Consider the following 26252-nt stretch of genomic DNA (forward strand, 5'->3'; position numbering starts at 1 on the left):
GCCCCGCCACCCGCCCCTTTCTCGTCGCCCGTTGCCCGCTCTAGGCGTCGCCGCCCGCCGTGCCCGGGGCCGCCGCCGGAACCTCCAGGAGCCGGTAGCGGTCCAGGGCCTGCTTCAGCACCGACCGGTCGACCCTGCCCTCGCGGGCCAGCTCCGTCAGCACCGCCAGCACGATCGACTGGGCGTCGATGTGGAAGAACCGCCGGGCCGCCCCGCGGGTGTCGGCGAAGCCGAAGCCGTCGGCGCCCAGCGACTGGTACGGCCCCGGCACCCACCGCGCGATCTGGTCCGGCACCGAGCGCATCCAGTCGGAGACGGCCACGAACGGCCCCTCGGCCGCGCTCAGCCTCCGCGTCAGCCACGGCACCCGCTGCTCCTCCTCCGGGTGCAGCAGGTTGTACTCCTCGCACGCCACGGCCTCGCGCCGCAGCTCGTTCCAGGAGGTCGCCGACCAGACACCGGCCCTGACGTTCCACTCCTCGGCGAGGATCCGCTGCGCCTGAAGGGCCCACGGGACCGCCACGCCCGACGCCATGATCTGCGCCGGGATGGCGCCCGCCGTGCCCTCGTCGAGCCGGTGCAGGCCCTTGAGGATGCCCTCCACGTCCACGTCCGCGGGCTCGGCCGGCTGCTGGATCGGCTCGTTGTAGACGGTGAGGTAGTAGAAGACGTCCTCGCCGTGCGGATGCCGCTCGTCGCCGCCGTACATGCGGCGCAGGCCGTCCTGCACGATGTGCGCGATCTCGTACCCGTAGGCCGGGTCGTAGGCCACGCACGCCGGGTTGGTGGAGGCCAGCAGCTGGGAGTGGCCGTCGGCGTGCTGGAGACCCTCACCGGTCAGGGTCGTACGGCCGGCCGTCGCGCCCAGGACGAAACCGCGCGCCAACTGGTCGGCCATCTGCCAGAACTGGTCGCCGGTGCGCTGGAAACCGAACATCGAGTAGAAGACGTACACCGGGATCAGCGGCTCGCCGTGCGTGGCGTACGCCGAGCCCGCCGCGATCGCCGAGGCCGTGCAGCCCGCCTCGGAGATGCCGTCGTGCAGCATCTGCCCGGTCGGCGACTCCTTGTAGGCGAGCAGCAGGTCGCGGTCGACGGACTCGTACTGCTGGCCCAGCGGGTTGTAGATCTTCGCGCTCGGGAAGAACGAGTCCATGCCGAACGTGCGGTACTCGTCCGGCGCGATCAGCACGAACCGCCTGCCGATCTCCTTGTCCCGCATGAGGTCCTTCAGCAGCCGGACGAAGGCCATGGTGGTCGCGATGGACTGCTGGCCCGAGCCCTTCTTCACGGACGCGTACGTCCGGTCGCCCGGCAGCCGGAGCGGCTTGGAGCGCACGATCCGGGTCGGCACGTAGCCGCCGCAGCCCTTGCGGCGGTCGTGCATGTACTGGATCTCCTCGGTGTCCCGGCCCGGGTGGTAGTACGGCGGCGGGCCGGACTCCAGCTCCCGGTCGGAGATCGGCAGGTGCAGGCGGTCGCGGAAGTGCTTGAGGTCGTCGACCGTCAGCTTCTTCATCTGATGGGTGGCGTTGCGGCCCTCGAAGTTGGGGCCGAGGGTCCAGCCCTTGACCGTCTTGGCCAGGATGACCGTCGGCTGGCCCTTGTGCTCCAGCGCCGCCTTGTACGCCGCGTAGATCTTGCGGTGGTCGTGACCGCCGCGGCCCAGGTGCAGGATCTGCTGGTCGGTCATGTTCTCGACCATCTTGCGCAGCCGGTGGTCGTCACCGAAGAAGTGCTCGCGGATGTACGCGCCGGACTCGGTGGCGTAGGTCTGGAACTGGCCGTCCGGCGTGGTGTTCATCTTGTTGACCAGCACGCCGTCGCGGTCCTGCGCCAGCAGCGGGTCCCAGGTGCGGTCCCAGATGAGCTTGATCACGTTCCAGCCGGCGCCGCGGAAGACCGACTCCAGCTCCTGGATGATCTTGCCGTTGCCCCGCACCGGGCCGTCCAGGCGCTGGAGGTTGCAGTTGACCACGAAGGTCAGGTTGTCCAGGCCCTCACGGGCGGCGATGGACAGCTGGCCGAGCGACTCCGGCTCGTCCATCTCGCCATCGCCCAGGAAGGCCCACACGTGCGAGTCGGAGGTGTCCGCGATCCCGCGCGCGTGCATGTACCGGTTCATCCGGGCCTGGAAGATCGCGCCGATCGGGCCGAGGCCCATGGAGACCGTCGGGAACTCCCAGAAGTCCGGCATCGAGCGCGGGTGCGGATAGCTGGACAGGCCGTACGGCGCCTTGGACTTCTCCTGGCGGAAGCCGTCCAGGTGCTGTTCGGTGAGCCGGTCCAGCAGGTACGCGCGCGCGTAGATGCCCGGCGAGGCGTGCCCCTGGAAGAACACCTGGTCACCGCCCCTCCCGTCGTCCTTTCCGCGGAAGAAGTGGTTGAAGCCGACGTCGTAGAGGGAGGCGGAGGAGGCGAAGGTGGCGATGTGGCCGCCGACGCCGACGCCCGGCCGCTGGGCGCGGGATACCATCACCGCGGCGTTCCAGCGCGTGGCGTTGAGGATCCTGCGCTCGATCTCCTCGTTGCCGGGGAAGAACGGCTCGCTCTTGGTGGGGATCGTGTTGACGTAGTCCGTGCTGCGCATCTCGGGCACGGCCACGCGCCTCTCGCGGGCGCGCTCGATCAGGCGGAGCATGAGGTAGCGGGCCCGCTCCCGGCCCCGCTCGTCGACCGCCGCGTCGAGCGAGTCGAGCCACTCCTGGGTCTCCTCGGGATCGAAGTCAGGAACCTGACTCGGGAGGCCGCCAATGATGATCGGGTTTCGATCGGATCCGGAAGCCACGCTGTTCCTTACCTGTCAGAGGACTGACATATCTGGGACGTGTCTGGGTTCGTTCTGCTGGATTCCAGGGTTCCTGTAGGTTTGTCTGCCTGTGCCTGCACCGTTCCCCATCGTGTACCTCGCGCAAGCCGCACGTCATCTCTACCGCGGGGTAACCCTGGGGTCCTTTACGGCATCCCCTGCCCGGACGCGTGCCCCCAAACACGCGAACCGGGCGGACCAGACAGAACGGTGTGGTGTGTGTCACCGCTGATCGCGATACCGTGTCAGGAGTTGCGGCGACACAGCCAGGATCGTCACCGTTTCGGCGGTCTGGACCGCCGGGTACTTGCGCGATCCGGCCCGCCCGTGTGGACTACGGCCAATGCTTCGCGCACGCGCGTGGCTGAAGACCTAAATCGCAACATCATCAGGAGGCAACCCGTGAGCGCGACCGCGGACCACGCGGAGGAGCGGACTAACCCGGCCGCCAGGCTGGGATTCCAGCCCGGGCAGGTGGTCCAGGAGATCGGCTACGACGACGACGTCGACCAGGACCTCCGCGAGGCCATCGAGGAAGCGACCGGCAGCGAACTCGTGGACGAGGAGTACGACGACGTGGCCGACGCCGTGGTGCTGTGGTTCCGCGACGACGACGGCGACCTGACGGATTCGCTGGTGGACGCCACCACGTACATCGAAGAGGGTGGCGCGATCCTTCTCCTCACGCCGAAGACGGGCCGTTCCGGCTACGTGGAGCCGAGCGACATCTCGGAAGCCGCGACCACGGCGGGTCTGTCGGCGAGCAAGAGCGTCAGCGTCGGCAAGGAATGGAGCGGCAGCCGGCTCGCGACCCCCAAGGCGGCCAAGTCCAAGAAGTAGCTCCACCTCGTCCCCGGACGACGGACGGGCCGACTCGTGTCGGCCCGTCCGTGGGCCTGCGGTGATCACTGCGTAGGGTGGTATCACCCGAACAGTCCCACCGAAGGGAAGCACGACGATGGCGATCCAGGTCGGCGACAAGGCCCCCGACTTCGAGCTCAAGGACAACCACGGCCGGACCGTGAAGCTGTCCGACTTCCGCGGCGAGAAGAACGTGGTGCTGCTCTTCTACCCGTTCGCCTTCACCGGCGTGTGCACCGGCGAGCTGTGCGCCCTGCGCGACAACCTGCCGAAGTTCGTCAACGACGACACCCAGCTGCTCGCCGTCTCCAACGACTCCATCCACACCCTGCGCGTCTTCGCCGAGCAGGAGGACCTGGAGTACCCGCTGCTGAGCGATTTCTGGCCGCACGGCAACACTTCGCGCGCCTACGGCGTCTTCGACGAGGGGAAGGGCTGCGCGGTGCGCGGCACCTTCATCATCGACAAGGAGGGCGTCGTGCGTTGGACCGTGGTCAACGGCCTGCCGGACGCGCGCGACCTGAACGACTACGTGAAGGCGCTCGACACCCTGTGATCCGGTGCCCCCGACACCGGTGATTCTTCGGCTCCAGGGCCTGCGTGGCGCGGGAACCCGTCACTAGGATCGAGTCGTTGATCCCATATCCGATGCACGACGGGGCTCCCCGCCCCCGGAAACCAATGGAGGACTCGTGGGAGTCAGCCTCAGCAAGGGCGGCAACGTATCGCTGACGAAGGAGGCCCCGGGCCTGACCGCGGTCCTCGTCGGCCTGGGCTGGGACGCCCGCACCACGACCGGCAGCGACTTCGACCTCGACGCCAGCGCGCTGCTGCTGAACAACTCCGGCAAGGTGGCCAGCGACCAGCACTTCGTCTTCTTCAACAACCTCAAGAGCCCGGACGGCTCGGTGGAGCACACCGGTGACAACCTCACCGGTGAGGGCGAGGGCGACGACGAGACGATCAAGGTCAACCTCGCCGGCGTCCCGGGCGACGTCGACAAGATCGTCTTCCCGGTCTCGATCTACGACGCCGAGAACCGCCAGCAGTCCTTCGGACAGGTGCGCAACGCGTACATCCGCGTGGTGAACCAGGCCGGCGGCCAGGAGATCGCGCGGTACGACCTGAGCGAGGACGCCTCCACCGAGACGGCCATGGTCTTCGGCGAGCTGTACCGCAACGGCGCGGAGTGGAAGTTCCGCGCCATCGGCCAGGGCTACGCCTCGGGCCTGCGCGGCATCGCGCAGGACTTCGGCGTGAACGTCTGAGCCCGGGCCCGCACGGCTCAGCACCCATCCCGACCGTCCGGCGTCGCGCGTTTCAGCGCGGCGCCGGACGCGCAGGACAACCACACAGGCACCACCTCGGGGAGGACCAGCATCATGGGCGTCACGCTCGCCAAGGGAGGCAACGTCTCCCTCTCCAAGGCCGCACCGAACCTGACCAACGTCATGGTCGGACTCGGCTGGGAGGAACGCTCCACCACCGGAGCGCCCTTCGACCTCGACGCCAGCGCGCTGCTGTGCACCGGCGCCAACCGGGTGCTGGGCGACGAGTGGTTCGTGTTCTACAACCAGCTCACGAGCCCGGACGGTTCGGTGGAGCACACCGGCGACAACCTCACCGGTGAGGGCGAGGGCGACGACGAGACGATCCTGGTGGACCTCACCAGGGTGCCGCCGCAGTGCGAGAAGATCGTCTTCCCGGTCTCCATCCACATGGCCGACGAGCGCGGCCAGACCTTCGGCCAGGTCTCGGACGCCTTCATCCGCGTCGTCAACCAGGCCGACGGCACCGAACTCGCCCGCTACGACCTGAGCGAGGACGCCAGCACCGAAACCGCCATGATCTTCGGCGAGCTCTACCGCTACCACGGCGAATGGAAGTTCCGCGCCGTGGGCCAGGGGTACGCGTCGGGGCTGCGCGGTATCGCCCTAGACTTCGGGGTCAACGTTTCGTAAAGCCACGTGCGGCACGGGGGAGACCCGTACCGGATACGGATGGGGTAGCCAGTGCTCGTGAAAACCTTCGGCTGGTCGTTCGCGGTGACCGCGGTCGGCCTGGCCGCGGCGGTCTTGTACGGGGGGTGGACCGCCTTCGGGATCGTGGCGATCCTGTCCATCCTCGAGATCTCGCTGTCCTTCGACAACGCGGTCGTCAACGCCGGAATCCTGAAGAAGATGAACGCCTTCTGGCAGAAGATCTTCCTCACGGTCGGCGTGCTCATCGCGGTCTTCGGCATGCGGCTGCTCTTCCCCGTCGTGATCGTCGCGATCAGCGCCAAGCTGGGCCCGGTCCAGGCCGTCGACCTCGCGCTCAACAACAAGGACCGCTACCAGCAACTGGTCACGGACGCCCACCCGGCGATCGCCGCGTTCGGTGGCATGTTCCTGCTGATGATCTTCCTGGACTTCATCTTCGAGGACCGGGACATCAAGTGGCTGCGCTGGATCGAGCGGCCGCTCGCCAAGCTCGGCAGGATCGACATGCTGTCGGTCTGCATCGCCCTGGCCGTGCTGCTCATCACCTCCTTCACCTTCGCCACCCACGCCCACCAGCACGGCGGCGCGCACGTCGACAAGGCGCAGACGGTGCTGATCGCCGGCATCGCCGGTCTGATCACGTACATGGTCGTCGGCGGCCTGTCCGGCTACTTCGAGGACAAGCTGGAGGCAGAGGAGGAACGCGAGCACGAGGAGGAGGAAGAGGACGCGCGCACCGGCAGGAAGCGCTCGGCCATCGTCCTGGCCGGCAAGGCCGCGTTCTTCATGTTCCTCTACCTCGAGGTGCTCGACGCGTCCTTCTCCTTCGACGGCGTGATCGGCGCCTTCGCCATCACCAACGACATCGTCCTGATGGCCCTCGGCCTCGGCATCGGCGCCATGTACGTCCGCTCGCTCACGGTCTACCTGGTCCGCCAGGGCACCCTCGACGACTACGTCTACCTGGAGCACGGCGCGCACTACGCGATCGGCGCGCTGGCCGTGATCCTCATGGTCACCATCCGGTACCAGATCAACGAGGTGATCACCGGCCTGGTCGGCGTGGTCCTGATCGCCGCCTCCTTCTGGTCCTCGGTGCGCCGCAACCGCGCCCTGGCGGCGGCCGAGACGAACGCCGCGGGGGCGGACGCGCAGAGCGAGGTCTCCTCAGGGGTGTGACACCCCTGAGGGTGAGGGAACGCTCTTGTGCGGGGCGGCCGACGAGGACCGGGTCGAACCGGTCCTTCGGGGCCGCCCCGACGCGTGGGTCCGGTGGGTGAACTGGGGGCGGAAAGGAACATGGGCTTCTTCGACGGTCTGCTGGGAGGACGCGCGGCCGACTTCGACTCGGGCAGCGCCTCGACCAACGCGATCGAGCTGACCAAACGGCACCACCATGTGTCGCTGACCAAGCAGGGCGCGGCCACCGGGCATCTGCGCGTCAACCTGACCTGGCGGATGCGCACCTCGGACTTCGGCGGTCCGCGCCGGCAGAGCCTGCTGCGGCACCCCTTCAAGGCGCTCAAGCCGCCGGAGGTGCTCGGGCACAGTCAGAGCATGGTCAACGTCGACCTCGACCTCGGCTGCATGTACGAGCTGTCCGACGGCACCAAGGGCGTCGTACAGCCCCTCGGCGGCTTCCTCGGCGACGTGAACGCGCCGCCGTACGTCAAACTCAGCGGCGACGACCGGTTCGGCTCCGGGTCCGGCGAGACCATGTACATCAACCTCGACCACCGGGACGAGATCAAACGGCTGCTGGTCTTCGTCTACATCTACGACCAGACACCCGCCTTCGACCGCACCCACGCGATCGTCACGATGTACCCGAGCAACGGCCCGCGCATCGAGATCGGTCTCGACGAACGCCATCCGCAGGCGCGTTCGTGCGCGGTGGTCCTGATCGAGAACGTCAAGGGCGAACTGGTCGTCCGCCGCGAGGTCAAGTTCGTCTACGGCTTCCAGTCGGAACTGGACCGCCTGTACGGCTGGGGCCTCCAGTGGGGCAGGGGCTACAAGTCCAAGGCGGACCGGTAGCGCGAGCCGCCCCTCGGCCGGCTCCCTCTGCCGTACCGCCGCTCGGCCCTGTCCGCCGTACCGCCCTACCGCCCGATGAACTGCGGTCCCTGCGGCGGCAGCCGGAACTCCGGGTCGGGCGCGGCCGCCACCGGCTGGGGGTAGCCGTATCCCGACGCGGCCGGGGCCGCCACCTGCTGCTGCGGGTAGCCGTACGCCGGCTGCGGATACCCGTACGCCGGCTGGGCCGCCGACGGCACCGCGACGGGCTGCTCCGGCGGCAGCGGCTGCGCGGCCGGAGCGCCGCCCTGCACGGCCTGCGCCTCCTCCGACTCGTCCACCGAGATGCCGAAGTCCGTGGCGAGGCCCTTCAGACCGTTCGAATAGCCCTCGCCGAGCGCGCGGAACTTCCAGCCCCCGCCGCGCCGGTACAGCTCACCGCAGATCAGCGCCGTCTCCTGGCCGGTCTCCGGGGTGATGTCGAAGTAGGCCAACGGTTCCTCACCGGCGGCCGTCGCGTCGTACAGCAGGATGCGCAGCCCCTGTACGACGTCGAAGGCGACGCCGTCCGCCGAGGCGACCAGCAGGATCCGGGTCACATCCGGTTCGAGCCCGGCCAGGTCCGTCTGGACCGTGTCCGCCAGACCGTCGGCGACCCGCTTCTTGCCCAGCCGCCAGACCTTCCCGGACGGATGCCGCGGCTGGTTGTAGAAGACGAAGTCCTCGTCGGAGCGCACACGGCCGCCGGGACCCAGGATCAGCGCCGAGGCGTCGACGTCCGGGACCCCCTGCCCGGGAGTCCAACGCACCACCGCCCGCACCGTGGTGGCGTCCAGCGGGACGTTCGACCCCTTCAGCATCGCGTGCGTCATGCGGCCATCCTGCCTTCTCCGTCCTGGTCACGACAACGCGGGGCGTGGCCACGGCCACCGGGCACGGGGCGTGGACACGGCCGGGTCACCTGAAATTCATGCCCCGCGGGAACCTCGGACATGGATTCGTACGTACTATTACCGGCCACCTTTTACCAGTCTTCGCAGGCCGCTCGACGCGCCACGGGGGGAGCTTCATGCGTCATTTCGGGCACCTCGCCGCCGAGGCACGGCAGCGTCTCTTCCACCGGGAGCCGTGCGAGTTCACCGCCGACTCCCCGGCCCGGACGCTCTCCGCGGCCCTGGGCGCCACCCTCTACAGCCCGGCCACCCGGCCGCGGCTCGCCGGCGACATCGTCAAGCAGGCGGCCCGTGGCGTGGTCTCGATGGTGCTGTGCCTGGAGGACTCGATCGACGACGCCGAGGTGGAACACGGCGAGGAGAACCTCGTCGCGCAGTTCGCCGAACTGGCAGCGCTCCCGCAGGCACCCGGCTCCGCGGAGCTTCCGCTGCTGTTCATCCGGGTCCGCACCCCCGAGCAGATCCCCGACCTGGTACGGCGTCTGGGGCCCGCCGTGCGGCTGCTGTCCGGGTTCGTGCTGCCGAAGTTCACCGCGGAGCGGGGCATCCCGTTCCTGGAGGCAGTCGAGACCGCCGAGACGGCCGGCGGACGGCGGCTGTTCGCCATGCCGGTCCTCGAATCGCCCGAACTGCTCTACCGCGAGTCACGGGTGGAGACCCTGGAGGGGATCTTCCGCGCCGTCGACAAGCACCGCGACCGGGTACTCGCGCTGCGCCTCGGGGTGACGGACTTCTGCTCCTCCTACGGGCTGCGCAGGGCCCCCGACATGACGGCCTACGACCTCCAGGTCGTCGCCTCCGTGATCGCCGACGTGGTGAACATGCTGGGCCGGGCCGACGGCACCGGGTTCACGGTGACCGGGCCGGTCTGGGAGTACTTCCGGATGCAGGAGCGCATGTTCAAACCACAGCTGCGGCAGAGCCCCTTCATGGAGGTGCAGGCGGTCGAGCTGCGCGAGAAGCTGATCGAGCACGCGATGGACGGGCTGCTGCGGGAGATCTCCCTGGACCACGCCAACGGGCTGCTCGGCAAGACCTGCATCCACCCCTCCCACGTCCTGCCCGTGCACGCGCTGTCGGTGGTCAGCCACGAGGAGTTCAGCGACGCGGCGGACATCCTGCGGCCCGAGCGCGGCGGCGGGGGCGTGCTGAGGTCGACGTACACGAACAAGATGAACGAGGTGAAGCCGCACCGCGCCTGGGCCCAGCGGACCCTGCTGCGCGCCGAGGTCTTCGGCGTCGCGCGGGAGGACGTCGGCTTCGTGGAACTGTTGGCTGCCGCGGTCCTCGACTGACCGCACCGCATCACCGCCGAGGGCACACAAGGAAGGCATGAACAAGCCAGTGAACGACGGGCTCTGGTCCGGCACCTGGGTCGCCGAGCGACTCGGCGTCGAACTCGTCGGCGACGACGGGCTGACGGACCTGCTGGGGCTCGCGCTGCGGCGCAACCCCAAGCGGGCGCACCTGCTCGTGTCCAACGTGCTCGGCAAGCACGTGCCGCAGTCCCCCTCGGTGGTGTACGGCCACGGGTTCGCCCTGGGCCGCCGGGTACGGGACCAGCTGGGCGCGGAGCGGTCCGGCCGCGCGGTCGTCCTCGGCTACGCGGAGACCGCGACGGGCCTCGGCCACGCGGTCGCGGACGGCCTGGGCACCGCACCGTACCTGCACTCCACGCGCCGCCCGGTCCCCGGCATCGCCACGGCCGGCGGCTTCGAGGAGTCCCACTCGCACGCCACCTCCCACCTCCTGCTGCCCGAGGACCCCGCCCTGCTGGCCTCCGACGGCCCGCTGGTCCTGGTGGACGACGAGTTCTCCACCGGCAACACGGTCCTGAACACCCTTCAGGCCCTGCACGCCCGCTACCCGCGCAAGCGGTACGTCGTGGTCGCGCTGGTCGACATGCGGGCCCCGTCCGACGCGGACCGCCTGCGGCGGTTCGCCGACCGGATCGACGCCGAGGTGTCCCTGGTGACCACCGCCTCCGGCACGGTCCGCCTCCCCGCGGACGTCCTGGCCAGGGGCCAGGAACTCGTCGCCCGCCACGAAGCAGCCCAGCAGACGGAGCCGGAGCCGGAGCCGACCCGGACCGAACCGGCCCGCACCACCCCCGCCGGGCAGGGCCCGGCAGGGTGGCCCGGTGGGGGGCCGGCGGCGTCCGGCGGGCCGGAATCGGTCGCGTACGGGGACCCGGAGGGGTCGATCCCGCCCGCGTCGCCGGAGTGCGGGCCGGAGTTTTCCCGGTCGGACTCGGTGGGTGTGCCCGACGGATCGGAGTCGGTGGCCGGTGCGGGGGCCTCGGCCGCCTCCGCGGAGCCCTGCGGGGTCGCGGCCGGGCGCGGGGTGGTGGGGGCCGTGTACCGCGGGGCGTCCGTCGTGCCGGGCCGGCGGGGTTCGGGGCGGGTCCGGCGGGTCGAGTTGCGGTGGCCGCGAGGGGTTCCCGACGGGGGACGGCACGGATTCACGCCGGTGCACCGGGACCGGCTGGAGCGGGCGCTGCCCGCCATGGCCGCCCGGATCGCCGAGGCGCTGCCCCGGGGTGCGCGGCGGGTACTGGTCCTCGGCTGCGAGGAGCTGATGTACGCGCCGCTGCGACTGGCCCGGGAGGTGGAGCAGGTCGTGGACGCCGAGGTGCGGTACTCCACCACCACCCGCTCGCCCGTCCTGGCCGTGGACGACCCCGGGTACGCGATCCGCACCCGGCTGGTCTTCCCGGCGCACGACGACCCGGCCGACGGCCCCGGCGAGCGCTACGCCTACAACGTGGCGGGCGGCGGCTTCGACGCCGTGGTCGCCGTCGTCGACTCCGCCGCCGACACCCCCGAACTGCACGCGCCCACCGGCCTGCTGGCCCGGCTCGCCGCGCACACCCCGCACGTCCTGCTCGCGGTCGTGCCCTCGTACCTCCCCGTGCCCCCGCACGCCCCCGAAAGGCCCCCGATGCTGCCCGAGCCACTGCGCGGCCCCGCCTTCTCCTCGTACGCGCCCGACGAGGTCGGCTGGCTGCTCCAGGACCTCTCGGACGCGACGCTGGAGGCACCCACGGAGGAGCGCGAAGAGGCGATCCAGAGCGGCGGCGCCCACTACGCCGAGTCGCTGCCGGTCGAGTACCAGCCCAGCGAGCAGTACCAGGAGCTGTTCCACGCCGCCCTGACGGCCTCCGCCGCGCGCATCGCCCAGGCCGTCGGCGTGGTCACCGAGACGATCCTCGCCGAACTCCCCCTGCGCCGGAGGAACCCCGCCGGGCCGGAGGACAACCCCGGCTCCGGTCCCGGCACCGGCTCCGGCCCCGTGCTCGTCTCACTCGCCCGCGCCGGCACCCCCGTCGGCGTACTGATGCGCCGCTGGGCCCGGTTCCGGCACGGCCGGGACCTGCCGCACTACGCCGTGTCCATCGTGCGCGGCCGCGGCATCGACACCAACGCGCTGCGCTGGCTCGCCGCCCACCACGACCCCCGCGACGTCGTCTTCGTCGACGGCTGGACCGGCAAGGGCGCCATCACCCGCGAACTGGCCCAGGCGGTCAGGACGTTCGAGGAGCGCGAAGGCGTCACCGGGTTCGACCCGGAGATCGCGGTGCTGGCCGACCCCGGCTCGTGCGTACGGACCTACGGCACCCGGGAGGACTTCCTCATACCCTCCGCCTGCCTCAACTCCACCGTGTCCGGGCTGATCTCGCGGACCGTGCTGCGCGCGGACCTGGTCGGCCCGCACGACTTCCACGGCGCGAAGTTCTACCGCGAACTGGCCGGCGCCGACGTGTCGAACGTCTTCCTCGACGCCGTCTCCCAGTACTTCCCCGAGGTCGCGGACGGCGTCGAGTTGGCCGCCAAGGAACTCCTGTCCACCGAGCGCACCCCCACCTGGGAGGGCTGGGCGGCCGTCGAGCGCATCAGCGAGGAGTACGGCATCCACGACGTCAACCTGGTCAAGCCCGGCGTCGGCGAGACCACCCGCGTGCTGCTGCGCCGGGTGCCGTGGCGGATCCTGGCGCGGGCCGGCGCCGGCGCCGACCTGGACCACGTACGGCTGCTGGCCGAACAGCGCGGGGTCCCCATCGAGGAGATCGACGAACTGCCGTACAGCTGCGTGGGGTTGATCCACCCCCGGTACACGCGCGGCGCGACCGGCGCCGACGGCAGGGCGGTGACCCACTGATGCCGGTCCTGGTGGCGAGCGATCTCGACCGTACGCTCATCTACTCCTCCGCCGCCCTGGCACTGACCATGCCCGACGTGCGGGCGCCCAGGCTGCTGTGCGTGGAGGTGTACGAGAGCAGGCCGTTGTCGTACCTGACCGAGACGGCCGCCCACCTGCTCACCGAACTCGCCGGCACCGCACTGTTCGTGCCCGCCACGACCCGCACCCGCGAGCAGTACCTGCGCGTCAACCTGCCGGGCCCGGCCTCGACGTACGCCGTCTGCGCCAACGGCGGCCACCTGCTGGTGGACGGCCTGCCGGACGACGACTGGCACCGGCACGTGGTCGGGCGGCTGGCCGACGAGTGCGCGCCGCTCGCTCAGGTCCAGGAGCACCTGCTGCGCACCGCCGACCCGGCCTGGGTGCACAAGCACCGCGCCGCCGAGGACCTGTTCGCCTACCTCGTGGTGGAGCGCGCACTGCTGCCCGAGGACTGGGTCGAGGAGCTGGCCGCGTGGGCGGCCGACCGCGGCTGGACGGTCTCCCTCCAGGGCCGCAAGCTCTACGCCGTACCCAAGCCGCTGACCAAGAGCGCCGCCGTCCGCGAGGTCGGCCGCCGCACCGGCGCCGACCTCGTCCTCGGCGCCGGCGACTCGCTGCTGGACGCCGACCTGCTGCACGCCGTGGACCGCGGCTGGCGGCCCGGACACGGTGAACTGGCCGACACCGGCTGGACGGCACCCGGTGTCGCCGCCCTGCCCGAGCGCGGGGTGCTCGCCGGGGAGCGGATCGTGCGGGAGTTCCTCGAGGCGGCCCGGGCGCCCCGGTAGGAACGTCAGCCGCAGCAGCCTCCGCCGCAGCACCCGCCGCCGCCCGAACCCGATCGCGGCGCGGGTGCCGGGGCGGCCGCCGAGCCGCCCACCGCGACCGTGGACAGCAGCTTGACCGTGTCGTCGTGGCCGGCGGGGCAGCTCGCCGGGGCGGACGACTCCGCCATCGGACGACTCAGTTCGAAGGTGTCGCCGCAGCTCCGGCAGCGGTATTCGTAGCGAGGCATACGCTCAGACTAACGGGCGTGACCGGACACACGACCCTTCTGTTCCCATGTCCCGGACTTCTGCCCGGTTCCTGCGCGGGGGCACCGCTCTCGCGCCGAGGCACCGCTCCTGCGCGGGGCACCGCACAACAGGTTGGTGCCCCCCGGCGAGCGGGCAGCGGGCAGTGGGCCGTCAGCGGCCGGCTCCCCGCTCCTCGCGGATCCCGGCCACCACAGCGGCCACCGTCTGCCGAACCGCCTCGGTCTCCGTCAGGAAGTGCCAGTAGTCGGGGTGGCGGCCCTCCAGCGTGGCCACCGCCCGCTCCAGCCGGCCCACCGAGTCGTCCAGCGGGCGGGCGTGCCGCGGGTCCGGTGTCGTACGGCCCGACATCGCCAGCCGCTGCGCGTCCCGGATCGCGAACCGGGTCCGCTCGATCTCCGCCTGCGGGTCCTTCTGCACCTCGTTCAGCCGCCGCAGCCGGTCCCCGGCGGCCGACACCGCCTCGTCGGTGGTGTTCAGCAGCGCCCGCACCGTCGACAGCAGCGCGGTCGCCTCCGGCCAGCGCTGGGCGTCCCGCGCGGCCCGCGCCTCCCGGAGCTTCGCCTCCGCCTCCCGCACATTCCCGGCGGCCTGATCCGGCACCTGCTGCAGATCCTGCCAGCAGGCGGCCGTGAACCGCCGCCGCAGCTCGCTGAGCACCGGCTCCACCTGCCCGGCGCGCGTACTCAACGCCTGCGCCCGGGTGCGCAGCGACACCAGCCGGTGATCGATCTCGGCGGCCTGTTCCGGCAGCCGCACCGCCTCCGCCCGGATCGCCTCCGCCTCCCGCGCCACCCGCTCGGCGCGCTCCAGCGTCGGCTGCACGCCGTGCTGCCCCGCGCCCTGGTTGAGCCTGGTCAGCTCGGGGGAGAGCGCCGCGAGCCGGGCGGCCAGGTCGTCCGCCCGGAGCCCGGAGCCGCGGGCGTCGTCCAGCGCGCCGGCGGCGGAACTCAGGGCCTGCCGGGCGCGCTCCACCGCGGGCGCCACACGGGCCAGTTGGGTCTCGGCCTTCCCGAGCAACGGCCCGAGGCCACTGCCGAAACGGTCCAGCTCCCGTTTGACGCCCAGCAGTTCGTCCTTGGCGGCGGTCAGGTCCACGCGCGCCCGGGAGGCGACGGAGGCCTCCAGGTCGTCGCGGTCCAGGTCCTGGGCGTCGACGGCCTGGATGTAACGCTGACTGACCTCGTCGATACGCCGGCCGAGCGCCTCGAACTCACCGATCGCGCGGCGGGCGTCGGGGGAGTCGTCGACGGCCGTGATCGTCTCGATCGAGATCCGCAGGTCCCGCTGGGCGGTGTCCAGCTCGTAGAAGGCGGCCGCGGCGGCGTCCTTGGCGGCCTGCGCCTCGGCCCGCTGGGTCTCGGCCCGACCGCCGAACCAGCGCCGGGTGCCGCCGCCCGCGAAGGCGGCCGGCAGCGCGAGCAGGGCGAGCACCGGCAGGCCCATCAGGACGAGCACGTCACGGACGTCACGCGCGGGCGCGCTGCGCGCCGGGCCCGGACAGGCGCTCCGAGGCCGGGGCCGTGCATACGGCGAATGCGGCTGTGCGGGGGTCGCCGGTGTCGCCGTCACGTCCCTCTCCCGTGCTGTGGTCCGCCATGCGTGCGGTCATTCTCCCATTCGCGGCGGACGAACACACGGGCCGGTCAGTCAACCGTACGAACTGTGATCCTTCCGTCGCCGGTGGTCGCGGACACCACGTGGGAGCTGGCGTCGTTCCGGGGCACGGAGACGTCCACCGAGCCGTCGTCGGTCTTCGTCGTCACCCGGTACGCGGCGTGCGGCAGCACCATGCTGATGGAGCCGTCCCCGGAGCCGGCCTCCACCCGGTCCGGCACGGCGTCCAACTCGAGGCGGACCGAGCCGTCGCCGGTGGTGGCCCGCACCCGGCGCGAGGAGACCTCCGCCCGTACGGACCCGTCGCCGGAGCGCAGCTCCAGGGGCCCGGTCGAGTCGGTGACGTGCACGGACCCGTCGCCGGTACGGATGCTGAGCGCGTCCTGGAACCCGCGCGCCCGCACGCTGCCGTCGCGGTCCTCGACCTGCACGGCGATCCCGCGCGGCACTTCGATCCGGTGCTTCGCCGAGCAGTCGGCTACGAACCCCGAGCACTTCATCCGCAGGACCAGCCGGTCGTCCTTCATGGACCAGGTCACCCTCGGATCGTCCCCGATCAGTACGGACCCGCGGAACCAGCGGGTGACCTCCACGGTCCCCGCCTTCGCCGAACCGGCCGCGACGATCTCCAGCGCCGAGTCGTCCGAGTCGACGGTCAGGGTGCTTCCGTGCAGGGCGAAGGAGCGCCGCTCGGGGCTGGTGTCGTCCTCGGCGGAGCCCCCGCAGGCCGTGGCCGTGGCGACCAGAGCCACGACGACACCGGCGACTGCGGCGACACGAGCGGACGCGGAACGGGACATGACGATCTCCCCCTGACAACGGACGACGAGCCCCCACGGCTCTGTGAGAACCGTAGAAAGAACCACCACCCCCGGAGAATCCGGCGGGCTACCGCACGGGGGGTGGGGTAAACCCCCGCAGCACCGGCTCCCTTGACACGACGAAGGCCCAGGTCTCCGGGTGTCACCCGTGGACCTGGGCCCTGGCCGTGCACTGCATTGCAATCGGTGGGCGCGGACGGTTTCGAACCGCCGACATCCTGCTTGTAAGGCAGGCGCTCTACCCCTGAGCTACGCACCCGGACGAGTCGACAGCCTACCTTGCCGGGAGAGCTGCCCGGCAAACCCGTTGCCCGGCCCGAGCCGTCCCACGGCACTCCCGGGAGCGGGGTGCGGTTCAGGTGGCCGGGGGCGGAGGGTCGTCCTCGTCGTCCGGGGGCTCGTGGGTGTGTTTCAGGTGGCTGCGGGCGGTGATGCCGTCCGGGCCGGGAAGATCCGACCAGTAGCGGTGGGTGGTGACGAACACCGCGAGTTCGTGTTCGCGGCGGCGGAGCTTTTCGACGGCGGCCTGCTCGTCGGGCGTCCAACCCGGTGAGGCCGGCCGTTCCACCTTGCGCCAGCCGCTGTCGTCGCTGAACCCGTCCAGCGGCACGACCGACCAGGGCAGCCGCTTGAGCAGGGCCGCCAGCTCGGCCCGGACCTGGTGCAGCTCCTCCTGACCGGCGAGGAGGTCACTCGGGAAGTCATAGGGCGTAGCCACGGGGCAATGCTACGCCTGTTCGATTTTAGGGGGCGAGCGCACTGTGGGGGGTTCATGTGTTCGAGTTCGCTCCGGGGGCGGGGGCGGGGCGGCTTTGGAGCAGGGCTCTTGAGGAGCAACGGCGGATGTCGGGGTCAGGGCACGGTCCGTTCCGGGGGGACCGTCGGCGGCATGCCGCACCCGCGCGGTGGCGTGCGGGTCGCCGCGATCGGGCCGCCGTACCGTCTCGGGGCGGTACGGCGGGGTGCTTGCGCGGCGGGTGCGGGGCGTGCTGACACTGGGGGCATGTGCCGGAGCATCAAGACACTGCGCCCGCCCGTCCTGCCCGAGGAGGCGACCGAGGAGGAGATCAGGGCGGCCGCGTTGCAGTTCGTGCGGAAGGTCTCGGGGTTCCGGGCGCCGGCCGCGCACAACCAGGAGGTCTTCGACCGGGCGGTCGACGTGATCGCGCAGGCCACGCAGGAGTTGCTGGCAGGGCTGGAAGTGCGGGGGCAGGCGGCGCGCAGGACCGGGTGACGGCCCGGCGGCGCCTGGGGGACTGGGCGGCGGGGGACAGGTGGCCGGGCGGCCGGGTGGCTGAGCGGAGGCCGGGTGGCGCCCGGGTGGCTCGGTTGGGGGAAGGTGAGCGGCGGCTGTGGTGTCTGCCGGCGGGCTCTCCTACGACGCCTCCGCCGGCTTCGGTGGCCGCCGCATCAGGTACGCCGCTCCCGCGCCCGCCGCGAAGAGCGCCGCCACCGACACGCCGGTCGCCAGCCAGGCGGCGCCCAGCCAGCGGGTGCCGAAGTAGCCGAGGGCCACGCTGTAGGTGGCCCAGGACAGGCCGGCCAGCGCGGACCAGGGCAGGAACTCGCGGACCCGGCGGTGGGTCGCGCCGGCGCTGAAGGAGACCACCGAGCGGCCGGCCGGGGCGAAGCGGGCGAGGACCACCAGCGCGCCGCCGCCGCGGGACAGGGCCACGCCGAGCCGTTCCTGCGCCTTGCTCAGCCGCCGGGAGCGGGAGATCGCGCGGTCCAGGCGCTCGCCGCCGTGCCGGGCCAGGCGGTAGGCGACGAGGTCGCCCAGTACGGACGCCGTCGCCGCGCACAGGGTCAGGGCCAGGATGTCGGGCACGTTCTGCGGGACGCGCCCGGTCGCCGCGCCGGTGCCCGCGGCCGCCGCCGTGGCGGCCGTCACTATCAGCACGCCGCTGGGCAGCACGGGCAGGAACACGTCCAGCAACACGGACGCGGCCACCATGACGTAGATCCATGGAGTGCCGGTGAGTGCCCCCACCCTCGCCACACTCTCCAGCACCGAGAACTCCCCCCGTCACCCCCGTGGACCGCGGACCGTGCCGCGGTGTCGCGCGGGAGCGGCAGGAGCGGCCTGTGCACAGCCATACAGCGTACGCCGGAAGTGTGACAGAAGTTTCATCGGGGGCTCATGCGGTTATCGAGGCCCGCGTCGGTCCGGTCGTCCTCAGTCGCCCCGTACGGGGCGTACGGGGCGACTGAGGACGGTGGGGAGGGCCCGGGGGATCAGCAGGCGGCGAGGTAGTTCTGGAGCGCGGTCTTCTCGGCCGTGTCGACGGAGAGGTTGTAGTAGTACTTCACCTGCACCCAGGCGCGGACGTAGGTGCAGCGGTACGACGTCTGGGTCGGCATCCACTGCGCCGGGTCCTTGTCGCCCTTGGACCGGTTGGAGCTGGCCGACACCGCGATCAGCTGAGGGCGGGTCAGGTCGTTGGCGAACGCCTGGCGCTGGGCGGTGGTCCACTTGCTCGCGCCGGAGTCCCAGGCCTCGGAGAGCGGGACGAGGTGGTCGATGTCGAAGCTGGAGGAGACGGTGGTGGTGACGCCGTCGTACGCGGAGGTCCAGTTGCCGCTGGTGGCGGCGCAGTTGGCGTCGGTGACGACGTTCGAGCCGTCCCGCATGAGGACCGTCTTGCGGGTGTCGCACTTGCCGCTGATGGTGATCCAGTGCGGGAAGAGGTTGCGGTCGTAGCCGGTGTGGTTCGGCGTCGCGACGGTGAGCGAGGCGAGGTAGGTGCGCGCGGTGGCGGCGGTGACCGGGGTGGGGAGGGCCGCGGAGGCGGCCGGGCCGTTCAACAGGCCTATGGCGGCGATGAGTCCGGTGATCGCCGCGACTATGCTGAGTCGTTGACGCGCGTAGAGCTTGAACCTGCGGGACATGCGAACTCCCTTGGGGGGTGTGGGGCGTTGGGGGTGAGTGGGGGGGAGGCGAGGGAATGCTCGCCGCGCAGCGTTGCGAGCAGGTGAGTGTGCGGTGAGAAGTTAGTGACGTGTGCATGACACGGCAAGGGGTGCGACGGGACTCGCTGCTCGCTGTGATGTGGATCTCGGCGCCGGCCGGGTCGCGCCGGCGGTCGCGTACGATGGGCGGCGCGGAAGGGGAGTAGCTCTTCGCCGGACCGTCGACATACTGCTCAGCTCGGCTGAGCCGGCGCCCGGAGGCGGGCCTCGTGAGCGAGGCCGGCCAGCGAGACCTTCGGTGAGCAGTGCACGCCCGTGCCCTACGGCAGGGGTGGACCCGTGTGCTGCCCTGCCGAGGCGTCTTGTCGCATCAGTCGCAGCACTCTCGGCGGGGTGGCCCCGACCGATTGAGGAACAGTGATCACCTTCAGCGTCCTGGCGCTCGTCTTCGGCGTCGTCTTCCTCGCGGAGCTGCCGGACAAGACGGCGCTCGCGGGGCTCGTCCTCGGTACGCGTTACCGGGCCTCGTACGTCTTCGCCGGCGTCGCCGCCGCGTTTCTGCTGCACGTCGTGCTGGCCGTGGCGGCCGGCAGTGTGCTGACGCTTCTGCCGCAGCGGATCGTGCACGCGCTGACCGGCGTGCTGTTCCTCGGGGGCGCGGCCATGCTGCTGCTGAAGAGGGACGACGGCGAGGAAGAGGTCCGGCGGCCCGAGGACCAGTCCTTCTGGAAGGTCGCGGGGACGGGGTTCATGCTCATCCTGGTCGCGGAGTTCGGTGACCTCACGCAGATCATGACGGCGAACCTCGCCGCCCGTTACGACGATCCGCTGTCGGTGGGGCTGGGGGCGGTGCTGGCGCTCTGGGCGGTGGCGGGGCTCGGGATCGTGGGGGGCAAGGCGTTGATGCGGCGGGTGCCGCTGGCGTTGATCACGAAGGTGGCGGCGTTGTTGATGGCGGGGCTGGGGGCGTGGAGCCTGTGGGAGGCGGTGGCGTAGCGGGCGGTGCCCCTGCGTTTCCTACCCGCCCGCCCGCCCGTTTCGGTGACGGAGGTGTGGTGGCGGGATGCCGGGATGTTTTGTACCGTGGGGAAACAAAGTGGCTCCCGTCCGCTTCCCCTGACCGGTGGACGGGGCCGCCTTGTTTCTTCGGGGAGGCGTGGTCCCATGCCCCCTTCGCCGTGTCTTGGAGTCATCGATGACGGCCACCGCCGTGTTCACCGCCCGCGCCCTCCTGCTGGACATGGACGGCACCCTCGTCAATTCCGACGCCGTCGTCGAGCGGATCTGGCGTCGCTGGGCCGACCGCCACGGGCTGGACGGTGACGAGGTGATGAAGGTCGTCCACGGTCGTCAGGGGCACGCCTCGATGGCGCTGCTGCTGCCGGACCGGCCCGTGGAGCGCAACCTCGCCGAGAACGCGCGCATGCTCGCCGAGGAGACCTCGGACATGGACGGCGTGATCCCGGTCCCCGGGGCCGCGGAGTTCCTCGCAGGGCTGCGCGAGGTGCCGCACGCGCTCGTGACCTCGGCCGACGTGGCCCTGTCCACGGCCCGGATGGCCGCCGCCGGCCTGCCCCTGCCCGACGTGCGCGTCACCGCCGAGTCCGTCGGGGCGAGCAAGCCCGACCCCGAGGGCTTTCTGAAGGGTGCCGCCGAACTGGGCGTCGCGCCCGCCGACTGCGTCGTCTTCGAGGACTCCGGAGCGGGGATCGCGGCGGGCCGCGCCGCGGGCATGCGGGTGGTCGGCGTCGGCCCGCGGGCCGGGTTCCACCAGCCGGACGCGGTCGTGCCCGACCTGACCCGGGTGCGGGTCGAGGCCGTGGGCGACGGGAGCGTCCGGCTGCACATGGGGTAGTGGCCGCGCCGGGACGCTCCCCGGCTCAGGGCGCCGTCGTCTCCGACTCCAGACTCGCCCTCGTCGCCGGTCCGTACACCCCGGGTTCGTCGGCGCGGATGCCGCGGGCCCACTGGTACGCGCGCACGGACTTCTCCAGCCGGCGGTTGAAGTCGCCGTTCGCCTTCCCCGGAAAGAGGGACAACTGGCCGAGCCTCAGCTGGAGTTCGGTCACCTCGGAGCCCTGGTCGCCGATGCGCAGCACCGGGGCGGGGGCCGCCGGTGCGCCGGTGCGCATGGTCGTCGCGGTCTTCGTCGGCCCGGGCGGCGCCGAACTCGGGCCGGGGGCGTTCTCCGCCTGCGATCCGGACGCCGACGGCTCCGCCGTCTCCGACGCCGACGGCGAGGTGTTCGCGTCGGGCGACGGCGACTCGCTCGCCGTCGCCGGGGCCGACGGCGCGTACGACGGTGCGGCGTCCGTCGGCGCGGACGCCGTGGGTGTCTCCACCCGTGCGTCCGGCACGCTCTCCCGTACCTGACGGGAGGCGTGGTCCCGTTCCGGCGACTGGTAGGAGAACAGCCCGCTCGCGAACCCGGCCCCCACCACGATCGTGACCACGACCGCGCACGCGGCGAGCAGGACGACGGGGCGGGCCCGCCTGCCGCGGTGCCGGCCGCCCGCCGGGCCCTCGGGGCGCCCGGGACCTTCGGCGCCGGCGGCCGACCCGGGGGCGGTAGCCGGGTCCGGCTCCGTCGCCGCGTCGAACAGGCTCACGTCGGCCGCGCTCGGTTCACCCGACGGCGGCGCGAACAGGCCGGGTGGGGTGGTCCGGGTCGGCGGCTGTGCGGGAATGGCGCGCAGCGCCATCGTGGACTCGGCGGGGGTGCCGTGCTGCGCCGGCGGGGACTCGGCGGGGGTGCCGTGCTGCGCCGGCGGGGACTCGGCGGGGGTGCCGTGCTGCGCCGGCGGGGACTCGGCGGGGGTGCCGTGCTGCGCCGGCGGGGACTCGGCGGGGGTGCCGTGCTGCGCCGGCGGGGACTCGGCGGGGGTGCCGTGCTGCGCCGGCGGGGACTCGGCGGGGGTGCCGTGCTGCGCCGGCGGGGACTCGGCGGGGGTGCCGTGCTGCGCCGGCGGGGGCTGGGTGGGGGTGCCGTGCTGCGTCTGCGTCTGCGTGGGCTGGGTGGGGGTGTCCTGCCGTTCCGTCGAGGACTCGGCGGGGGCGCCCCGTAGCGACGGCGTGGCCTCCGGCGGGAGGGCCCGCAGTGCCATCGTGGACTCCGCGGGGGAGGGGGGCCGTAGCTCCTCCCCGCCGGCGGTGGTGGTTCCGGTGGCGGGTGCGGTCGGGGTGGCTGCGGGGGTCGCGCCGCCGGCGGTCGCTCCGGCGGCCGCGGTGCCGGGGGTCCCGCTGGTCGCGGTGGTTCCGCCGGCCCCGGCGGCTCCGGGGGTCCGGGTGGATCCGTGGGTCCCGCCGACGTTGGTGGCCGTGGCGGCTCCGGCTGCCCCAGTGGCTGCTGCGGCCCGGGCGGCTTCGGCGGCCCCGTTGACTCCAGAGGCTGCGCCGGCGGCCTCAGCGGCTTCGTTCGCCCCGGCGACCCCGCCGGTCCCCACGACTCCACCGTCCTGCGCCGGGACGCCGTCCCCTGCCGGGCTGCCTCCCGACGGGGCGCCGCCCGCCGGGGCACTCCCTGCCGAGGAATCCCCCGCCGCCGCGCTCCCGGGTGCCGACGTCTCCCCGATGTCCACGTACGGCCGTATCCGCAGTGGAGTGAAGTCCTCCGCCGCCGCGGCCTCGGCCGTTCGGGCGTCGCGGAGAGCGTCGGACGCCCGGCTTCCGCAGGCGCAGGACGGGGTGTTGTCCGTGCCCCCGGGCACCCCGCATTCGGGGCAGACGTGCCCCTTCCGCTCTTCCACGCGTCGGTCCCCTCCCATGGCGAACTCCAAGGATTATGCAGATCCTCCCCACACCTTCTCCCTGAAGGGCCCCCGGAATGGCGGCGTCCGGAAGGACTCAACAGGCCATAACCGGACACACCGATGACGATGGGAGATGTCACGAGAGCGTCGGGAGGACTCCATGGCCGGCGATGGGCACGGCAGGACCGGCATGACCGGGACGACGGGCGACGTCCCGGACGACGTCCCGGTCGACGACCGGCCGTCGTCGGCCATGCCCGCGTCCCCGGAGCCCATGCGGCCCCCGCGGCCGCCGCAGCCCGAGCAGTCGTCGCGGCCCGAGCGGCCCCCGCAACCCCCGCGGCCCCCGCAACCTCCGCGGCCCCCGCAACGCCCGCAGACCTCGCAGTCCCCCCAGACCTCGCCGTTCCCGCCCTCGCCGCAGCCGCCGAGGCCCCCACAGCCCCCGCAGGCCCCGCCGCCCCCACCCGGGACCCCGCCGCCCTCGCCCGGCGACCCGGCCGCTCCGCCCGCCGACCCCGCCGCTCCGCCCGTGCCGGTGCAGGGCAACGTTCTCGTCTCGATCGGGGCGCTGCTCCTCGGCATGCTGCTGGCCGCGCTCGACCAGACCATCGTGGCGACCGCGCTGCCCACCATCGTCAGCGACCTCGGCGGCCTGGAGCACCTGTCCTGGGTGGTCACGGCGTATCTGCTGGCGTCGACCGCCGCGACTCCACTGTGGGGCAAGCTCGGCGACCAGTACGGGCGCAAGAAGCTCTTCCAGACCGCGATCGTGATCTTCCTGGTCGGTTCCGCGCTGTGCGGCATGGCGCGGAACATGCCCGAGCTGATCGGGTTCCGGGCCTTGCAGGGCCTGGGCGGCGGCGGGCTGATGGTGTTGTCGACGGCGATCGTCGGCGATGTCGTCGCACCCCGCGAACGCGGCCGCTACCAGGGCCTGTTCGGCGCGGTGTTCGGCACGACCAGCGTGCTCGGGCCGCTGCTCGGCGGGCTGTTCACCCAGCACCTGAGCTGGCGCTGGGTGTTCTACGTCAACCTGCCCCTCGGCGTGGTCGCCCTCGCCGTGATCGCGGCCGCCCTGCGCACCCCGCACCGGTCGCAGCGGCACGTCATCGACTACCTCGGCACCTTCCTCATCGCCTCGGTCGCCACCTGCCTGGTGCTGGTCGCCTCGCTCGGCGGCACCACCTGGGGCTGGGGTTCGCCGCAGATCATCGGCCTGGCGGTGGTGGGCGTCGGGCTCGTCCTCGTCTTCCTGGCCGTGGAGCGGAGGGCGGCCGAGCCGGTGCTGCCGCTGAAGCTGTTCCGCATCCGCACGTTCTCCCTCTCGGCGGTCATCAGCTTCATCGTCGGCTTCGCCATGTTCGGCGCCATGACCTACCTGCCGACGTTCCTCCAGGTCGTGCGGGGCATCTCGCCGACGCTGTCCGGTGTGCACATGCTGCCGATGGTGGTGGGCATGCTGTCGGCCTCCACCGGTTCCGGGCAGATCGTCAGCCGCACCGGCCGCTGGAAGGTGTTCCCCGTCGTGGGCACCGGCGTCACCGCGATCGGCCTGCTCCTGCTGCACCAGCTCGACGAGCACAGCTCGACGGCCGTGATGAGCGTCTGCTTCCTCGTCTTCGGCGTGGGACTCGGCCTGGTCATGCAGGTGCTCGTCCTGATCGTGCAGAACGCCGTCAGCTACGCGGACCTGGGCGTCGCCACCTCCGGCGCCACCTTCTTCCGCTCCATCGGCGCCTCCTTCGGCGTGGCCATCTTCGGCACGGTCTTCGCCGGCCGCCTCGGCGAGAAACTGGCCGCCGCCTTCACCGGCGTGCCACTGCCGCCAGGGGTGTCGGCGAGCACGCTGAAGTCCGATCCGCGCGGCATCGCGGCCCTGCCGGCCGCGCTGCGCCCGGGAGCGCTGCACGCGTACGCGTCCGCGATCACCGACGTCTTCCTCTACGCCGCTCCCGTCGCCCTCCTCGGCTTCGTGCTGGCCTGGTTCCTGAAGGAGGACCGGCTGCGCGGCTCGGTCACGGCCCCCGACGTCTCGGAGACGTACGCGACGAACCCCGTCGAGCGGTCCTCCTACGACGAGGTGTGCCGGGCGCTGTCCGTGCTGGGCACCCGCGAGGGGCGGCGCGAGATCTACCGGGAGATCACCGTGCGGGCGGGCTACGACCTCGACCCCGCGGCGAGCTGGCTGGTGCTGCGGACGAGGAAGTACGGCTGGGCGGAGCCCGCCCTGCTGGCCGAGCGCAGCAGCGTCCCGCTGGGCGTGATCATCGGGGCCACCCGCCAGGTCGAGGAGCGGCATCTGGGTGAGCGCCGCGGTGTGGACCTCGTCCTGACCGAGGCGGGCCTGGAGGCCGCCGAGCGTCTGGCGCACGCCCGGGAGGAGTCGCTCGCCGGGCTGCTCGGCGACTGGTGGGGGCCGGACCGGCCGACGGACCTCGGGCAACTCGTGAAGGAGTTGACGGGGGAGCTGTGCGGGTCCGACTCCGAACGGCCGCACGACGGGCGCTCGGTGCCCCGTCTGCCGTGAACGACCCGTCTGCCCTGAGCGACCCGACTGAGCGACCCGTCTGGCCCGGTCCTCAGGCGAGGGTTTTGCCGAACCAGTGCTCCGCGTACGGGTCGTCGTTGTGCCGGTCGGTCTCCTGGTAGCCGAGCCGGGCGTACAGGGCGCGGGCCTCCACGAGGTCGCTGCGGGTGTCCAGGATCATCCGCCGGGCGCCGAGCGCGCGGGCGGCGTCCTCGGCCGCGGTGACCAGGCGGGCGGCGCCGCCCTTGCCCCGCACCCCCTCGCACAGGAACACCCGGGTGAGTTCGGCCCGCTCCGCGTCCAGCAGCCGTACGCCCGCGGTGCCGGCCGGGGTGCCGTCGTACCGGGCGAGCAGCAACTGTCCCGTGGGCGGGGCGAGTTCGGCGCCGGTGCGGGCGGCGATCTCCCGCTCCAGCTCGTCGGGGTCGGTGCGGTGCCCCTCGTACAGCAGGTACCAGCGGTCGCTGACCTCCGTGTAGTACGCGCGCCACAGCTGGGCGGCCGCAGGGGAGTCGAAGGGTTCCGGGGCGATGGTCCATGTCACAACCGACATTGTGGGGACGCGGAGGGCGCCGGGCACAACCGGTTAAAGCGCGTACCGGTCGGCACTACCAGTGCCGCGGCGGGGCAGACGTCGCCTGGCCCTAGGCCCTGTCGTCAAACTCCCGTCTGCCTCGCGACGCCATGCACGCTCCCCCAAGCTCTTCGAGCAGGGGGGACCCCCACTCGCCGCACCGGGCCCTGACCCAAGTACATCCAGTACGAGGGCCAGGGCCCGGCACTCCCCC

23 protein-coding genes and 1 tRNA gene are annotated in these 26252 nt (G+C 72.0%); 13 read left to right on the top strand and 11 right to left on the bottom strand.

What is annotated here, in order from left to right; translation table 11 throughout:
* Positions 1-40: 40 nt before the first annotated feature.
* The gene (aceE, locus tag ACTYVM_RS36505) at positions 41-2788 is read right to left on the bottom strand and encodes a pyruvate dehydrogenase (acetyl-transferring), homodimeric type (protein ID WP_445530043.1); all 2748 of its coding nucleotides are present in this window, start codon (positions 2786-2788) and stop codon (positions 41-43) included.
* A 423-nt stretch (positions 2789-3211) separates the two neighbouring features.
* On the opposite strand from aceE, the gene ACTYVM_RS36510 reads away from it, so the two are divergent.
* From ACTYVM_RS36510 to ACTYVM_RS36535, 6 genes are all read left to right on the top strand, one after another.
* A complete protein-coding gene (locus tag ACTYVM_RS36510; protein WP_445530044.1) occupies positions 3212-3649 on the top strand; it encodes a DUF3052 domain-containing protein in 438 nt (145 codons plus the stop codon).
* A gap of 118 nt (positions 3650-3767) precedes the next feature.
* Entirely contained in the window at positions 3768-4226 is a 459-nt protein-coding gene (locus tag ACTYVM_RS36515; RefSeq protein WP_400025452.1) for a peroxiredoxin, read from the top strand.
* Positions 4227-4362: 136 nt separating this feature from the next.
* Entirely contained in the window at positions 4363-4938 is a 576-nt protein-coding gene (locus ACTYVM_RS36520; protein ID WP_400025454.1) for a TerD family protein, read from the top strand.
* A gap of 114 nt (positions 4939-5052) precedes the next feature.
* Entirely contained in the window at positions 5053-5631 is a 579-nt protein-coding gene (locus ACTYVM_RS36525) for a TerD family protein (protein ID WP_445530045.1), read from the top strand.
* A 51-nt stretch (positions 5632-5682) separates the two neighbouring features.
* Positions 5683-6831 carry a DUF475 domain-containing protein gene (locus ACTYVM_RS36530; protein WP_445530046.1) on the top strand — a complete coding sequence of 383 codons (1149 nt, stop codon included), beginning with the start codon at positions 5683-5685 and terminating at the stop codon, positions 6829-6831.
* Positions 6832-6951: 120 nt separating this feature from the next.
* Positions 6952-7689 carry a TerD family protein gene (locus ACTYVM_RS36535; protein WP_445530047.1) on the top strand — a complete coding sequence of 246 codons (738 nt, stop codon included), beginning with the start codon at positions 6952-6954 and terminating at the stop codon, positions 7687-7689.
* Positions 7690-7754: 65 nt separating this feature from the next.
* Here ACTYVM_RS36535 and ACTYVM_RS36540 read toward each other — a convergent pair whose 3' ends face one another.
* Positions 7755-8540 carry a TerD family protein gene (locus ACTYVM_RS36540; protein ID WP_445530048.1) on the bottom strand — a complete coding sequence of 262 codons (786 nt, stop codon included), beginning with the start codon at positions 8538-8540 and terminating at the stop codon, positions 7755-7757.
* A 197-nt stretch (positions 8541-8737) separates the two neighbouring features.
* Here ACTYVM_RS36540 and ACTYVM_RS36545 point away from each other — a divergent pair, with 197 nt between their 5' ends.
* Genes ACTYVM_RS36545 through ACTYVM_RS36555 form a run of 3 tightly spaced genes read left to right on the top strand, consistent with a single transcriptional unit; the run spans position 8738 to position 13591 of the window.
* Positions 8738-9916 (top strand): HpcH/HpaI aldolase/citrate lyase family protein, encoded by a 1179-nt coding sequence (locus ACTYVM_RS36545; RefSeq protein ID WP_445530049.1) that lies wholly within the window; start codon positions 8738-8740, stop codon positions 9914-9916.
* Between the two features lie 37 nt (positions 9917-9953).
* The gene (locus ACTYVM_RS36550; RefSeq protein ID WP_445530050.1) at positions 9954-12779 is read left to right on the top strand and encodes a phosphoribosyltransferase; all 2826 of its coding nucleotides are present in this window, start codon (positions 9954-9956) and stop codon (positions 12777-12779) included.
* Entirely contained in the window at positions 12779-13591 is an 813-nt protein-coding gene (locus ACTYVM_RS36555; protein ID WP_445530051.1) for an HAD family hydrolase, read from the top strand. The genes ACTYVM_RS36550 and ACTYVM_RS36555 overlap by 1 nt, the downstream gene beginning before the upstream one ends.
* 5 nt (positions 13592-13596) lie before the next feature.
* On the opposite strand, the gene ACTYVM_RS36560 is transcribed toward ACTYVM_RS36555, so the two are convergent.
* From ACTYVM_RS36560 to ACTYVM_RS36580, 5 genes are all read right to left on the bottom strand, one after another.
* Positions 13597-13818, bottom strand: coding sequence for an FmdB family zinc ribbon protein (locus ACTYVM_RS36560; protein ID WP_100567009.1), 222 nt, complete (start codon positions 13816-13818; stop codon positions 13597-13599).
* Positions 13819-13990: 172 nt separating this feature from the next.
* Positions 13991-15409, bottom strand: coding sequence for a hypothetical protein (locus ACTYVM_RS36565; RefSeq protein WP_445530052.1), 1419 nt, complete (start codon positions 15407-15409; stop codon positions 13991-13993).
* Positions 15410-15483: 74 nt separating this feature from the next.
* Entirely contained in the window at positions 15484-16254 is a 771-nt protein-coding gene (locus ACTYVM_RS36570; RefSeq protein ID WP_445530053.1) for a DUF4097 family beta strand repeat-containing protein, read from the bottom strand.
* A 208-nt stretch (positions 16255-16462) separates the two neighbouring features.
* Positions 16463-16534 (bottom strand) — tRNA-Val (locus ACTYVM_RS36575).
* A gap of 96 nt (positions 16535-16630) precedes the next feature.
* Positions 16631-16993, bottom strand: coding sequence for a DUF8825 domain-containing protein (locus ACTYVM_RS36580; protein ID WP_445530054.1), 363 nt, complete (start codon positions 16991-16993; stop codon positions 16631-16633).
* 285 nt (positions 16994-17278) lie between these two features.
* On the opposite strand from ACTYVM_RS36580, the gene ACTYVM_RS36585 reads away from it, so the two are divergent.
* Positions 17279-17509: a DUF2277 domain-containing protein gene (locus tag ACTYVM_RS36585; protein WP_445530055.1), complete on the top strand. Its 231-nt coding sequence runs from the start codon at positions 17279-17281 to the stop codon at positions 17507-17509.
* A gap of 141 nt (positions 17510-17650) precedes the next feature.
* On the opposite strand, the gene ACTYVM_RS36590 is transcribed toward ACTYVM_RS36585, so the two are convergent.
* Both ACTYVM_RS36590 and ACTYVM_RS36595 read right to left on the bottom strand, forming a co-directional pair.
* Positions 17651-18229 carry a DedA family protein gene (locus tag ACTYVM_RS36590; RefSeq protein ID WP_445530061.1) on the bottom strand — a complete coding sequence of 193 codons (579 nt, stop codon included), beginning with the start codon at positions 18227-18229 and terminating at the stop codon, positions 17651-17653.
* 281 nt (positions 18230-18510) lie between these two features.
* Entirely contained in the window at positions 18511-19164 is a 654-nt protein-coding gene (locus ACTYVM_RS36595; RefSeq protein ID WP_445530056.1) for an HNH endonuclease family protein, read from the bottom strand.
* A gap of 438 nt (positions 19165-19602) precedes the next feature.
* Between ACTYVM_RS36595 and ACTYVM_RS36600 the strand changes: the two genes are divergently transcribed.
* Positions 19603-20181, top strand: coding sequence for a TMEM165/GDT1 family protein (locus tag ACTYVM_RS36600; protein ID WP_445530057.1), 579 nt, complete (start codon positions 19603-19605; stop codon positions 20179-20181).
* 199 nt (positions 20182-20380) lie between these two features.
* Entirely contained in the window at positions 20381-21040 is a 660-nt protein-coding gene (locus tag ACTYVM_RS36605; RefSeq protein ID WP_445530058.1) for an HAD-IA family hydrolase, read from the top strand.
* Between the two features lie 25 nt (positions 21041-21065).
* On the opposite strand, the gene ACTYVM_RS36610 is transcribed toward ACTYVM_RS36605, so the two are convergent.
* Positions 21066-22628, bottom strand: coding sequence for a peptidoglycan-binding domain-containing protein (locus ACTYVM_RS36610; RefSeq protein ID WP_445530059.1), 1563 nt, complete (start codon positions 22626-22628; stop codon positions 21066-21068).
* A gap of 844 nt (positions 22629-23472) precedes the next feature.
* Between ACTYVM_RS36610 and ACTYVM_RS36615 the strand changes: the two genes are divergently transcribed.
* Positions 23473-25464 carry an MDR family MFS transporter gene (locus tag ACTYVM_RS36615; RefSeq protein ID WP_445530062.1) on the top strand — a complete coding sequence of 664 codons (1992 nt, stop codon included), beginning with the start codon at positions 23473-23475 and terminating at the stop codon, positions 25462-25464.
* 52 nt (positions 25465-25516) lie between these two features.
* Here ACTYVM_RS36615 and ACTYVM_RS36620 read toward each other — a convergent pair whose 3' ends face one another.
* Positions 25517-26017 carry a GNAT family N-acetyltransferase gene (locus ACTYVM_RS36620; RefSeq protein ID WP_445530060.1) on the bottom strand — a complete coding sequence of 167 codons (501 nt, stop codon included), beginning with the start codon at positions 26015-26017 and terminating at the stop codon, positions 25517-25519.
* Between the last annotated feature and the right edge of the window lie 235 nt (positions 26018-26252).

The organism is Streptomyces cyslabdanicus, from assembly GCF_052663305.1.